The sequence below is a fragment of the Streptomyces sp. NPDC057486 genome, from assembly GCF_042802415.1.
GTDB lineage: Bacteria > Actinomycetota > Actinomycetes > Streptomycetales > Streptomycetaceae > Streptomyces > Streptomyces yanii.
The window spans coordinates 1-2,677 of record NZ_JBHVEE010000013.1 but is presented as its reverse complement, the minus strand read 5'-3'; the positions used below and the strand labels follow the sequence as shown (position 1 = coordinate 2,677).

General features: G+C 70.4%; 1 protein-coding gene. It reads left to right on the top strand.

What is annotated here, in order from left to right; all coding sequences use genetic code 11:
- The first annotated feature begins 213 nt into the window (after positions 1-213).
- Positions 214-2,445: a catalase/peroxidase HPI gene (katG, locus tag ACFU6I_RS09135; RefSeq protein WP_384363276.1), complete on the top strand. Its 2,232-nt coding sequence runs from the start codon at positions 214-216 to the stop codon at positions 2,443-2,445.
- Positions 2,446-2,677: the final 232 nt, after the last annotated feature.

Here is a 2,677-nt window from a genome sequence, read left to right as displayed (position 1 = left end):
CCCCCCCCCCCCCCCCCGGGGGGGGGGGGGGGGGGGGCCCCCCCCCCCCCCCCCCCCGGGGGGGGGGCCCCCCCCCCCCCCGCCCTCCCCCCCGTCCGACGACCACGGCTGCTCGATCAACGGGCCGAGGTCATCTGCTGGAGCCTGTACTCCGACTGTTCGACCGCCTGCAGTTCCTGAACACCGTGATCCGCCCAGTACGGAAGGATTCCCATGTCTGAGAACCATGATGCAATCGTCGTGGACGCGAAAACGGAGGGCGGAGGTGGTTGCCCGGTCGTGCACGGGCGCGCCTCGCACCCGACTCAGGGCGGCGGAAACCGCCAGTGGTGGCCGGAGCGGCTCAACCTGAAGATCCTCGCCAAGAACCCCGCCGTGGCCAATCCACTCGGCGAGGAGTTCGACTACGCCGAGGCGTTCAAGAGCCTCGACCTTCCGGCCGTGAAGCGGGACATCGCAGAGGTACTGACGCACTCGCAGGACTGGTGGCCGGCCGACTTCGGTCACTACGGCCCGTTCATGATCCGGATGGCGTGGCACAGCGCGGGCACCTACCGGATCAGCGACGGCCGCGGCGGCGCCGGGGCCGGCCAGCAGCGCTTCGCCCCCCTCAACAGCTGGCCGGACAACGGGAACCTCGACAAGGCCCGCCGTCTGCTGTGGCCGGTCAAGAAGAAGTACGGCCAGAGCATCTCGTGGGCCGACCTCATGATCCTCGCCGGCAACGTGGCCCTGGAGTCGATGGGCTTCAAGACCTTCGGCTTCGGCGGCGGTCGTGCGGACGTGTGGGAGCCCGACGAGGACGTCTACTGGGGGCCCGAGACCACCTGGCTCGGCGATGAGCGCTACACGGGCGACCGCGAGTTGGAGAACCCCCTCGGCGCGGTCCAGATGGGCCTCATCTACGTCAACCCGGAGGGCCCGAACGGCAATCCGGACCCGCTCGCCGCGGCCCGCGACATCCGTGAGACGTTCCGCCGGATGGCGATGAACGACGAGGAGACGGTCGCCCTGATCGCGGGCGGTCACACCTTCGGCAAGACGCACGGTGCGGGCCCCGCGGACAATGTGGGCCCCGACCCCGAGGGCGCCTCGCTCGAGGAGCAGGGCCTCGGCTGGAGGAACTCCTTCGGCACCGGCAAGGGTGGCGACACGATCACCAGCGGTCTCGAGGGTACGTGGACGAACACCCCGGTGACCTGGGACAACAGCTTCTTCGAGATTCTGTTCGGCTACGAGTGGGAGCTGTTCCAGAGCCCCGCCGGTGCGCACCAGTGGAGGCCGAAGGACAGTGCCGGGGCGGGCACGGTCCCCGACGCCCACGACTCGTCGAAGAGCCACGCCCCGACGATGCTGACGACCGACCTCTCGCTCCGGTTCGACCCGGCCTACGAGCAGATCTCGCGACGCTTCCTGCAGAACCCCGACGAGTTCGCGGACGCCTTCGCCCGGGCGTGGTTCAAGCTGACGCACCGGGACATGGGCCCGATCGTGCGCTACCTCGGCCCGGAGGTTCCGGCCGAGACGCTGCTGTGGCAGGACGCCCTTCCCGCGGTGACGCACGAGCTCATCGACGCCGAGGACATCGCCGCCCTCAAGGGCCGGATCCTCGCCTCTGATCTGTCGGTGTCCCAGCTCGTGTCCACCGCGTGGGCGTCGGCCTCGTCCTTCCGCGGCAGCGACAAGCGCGGCGGCGCCAACGGCGCGCGCATCCGCCTCCAGCCGCAGAGCGGGTGGGCGGTCAACGATCCCGACCAGCTGGCGGCGGTGCTGCGCACCCTGGAGGGGATCCAGGAGTCCTTCAACGCCGCCCAGTCCGGCGGCAAGCAGGTCTCGCTCGCCGATCTGATCGTGCTCGCCGGTGGTGCGGCCGTCGAGCAGGCCGCCAAGGACGCCGGCTTCGACGTCGAGGTGCCCTTCACACCGGGCCGCGTGGACGCGTCGCAGGAGCAGACCGACGTGGAGTCGTTCGCCGCGCTCGAGCCGACCGCCGACGGGTTCCGCAACTACCTCGGGAAGGGCAACCGGCTGCCGGCCGAATACCTGCTGATCGACCGGGCGAACCTGCTGACGCTGAGCGCCCCCGAGATGACGGTCCTCGTCGGTGGTCTCCGTGTCCTGGGCGCGAACTACCAGCAGTCCCCGCTCGGCGTCTTCACCACGACCACCGGGTCTCTGACCAACGACTTCTTCGCCAACCTGCTCGACCTGGGCACGACGTGGAAGGCGACGTCCGAGGACGCGAACACGTTCGAGGGTCGCGACACCGCCACCGGCGAGGTCAAGTGGACCGGCAGCCGCGCCGACCTCGTCTTCGGGTCGAACTCCGAGCTGCGCGCGGTCGCGGAGGTCTACGCGGGCGATGACGCGAAGAAGAAGTTCGTGAACGACTTCGTTGCGGCGTGGGACAAGGTGATGAACCTCGACCGGTTCGACCTCGTCTGATCACGACGTCCAGGTCGGTCCGCGCCGGGCGGCCGCAGATCCGGCCTCGATGTCGCCGTCGCTGCCCTGGCCCCCAGGCACAACACCGAGGCGGCAACCGCCGTCGGCAGGTCGGTGACCGTGACTGGAGGCGCCCAGGCGGGCATGCGGTCCCGCCGGGAGTCAGCGGCGGAGGACGAACCTGGGCGGGGCCGGGGGAAGCCGCGGACCGCAGGTCCGGGGCCTGTCTCTT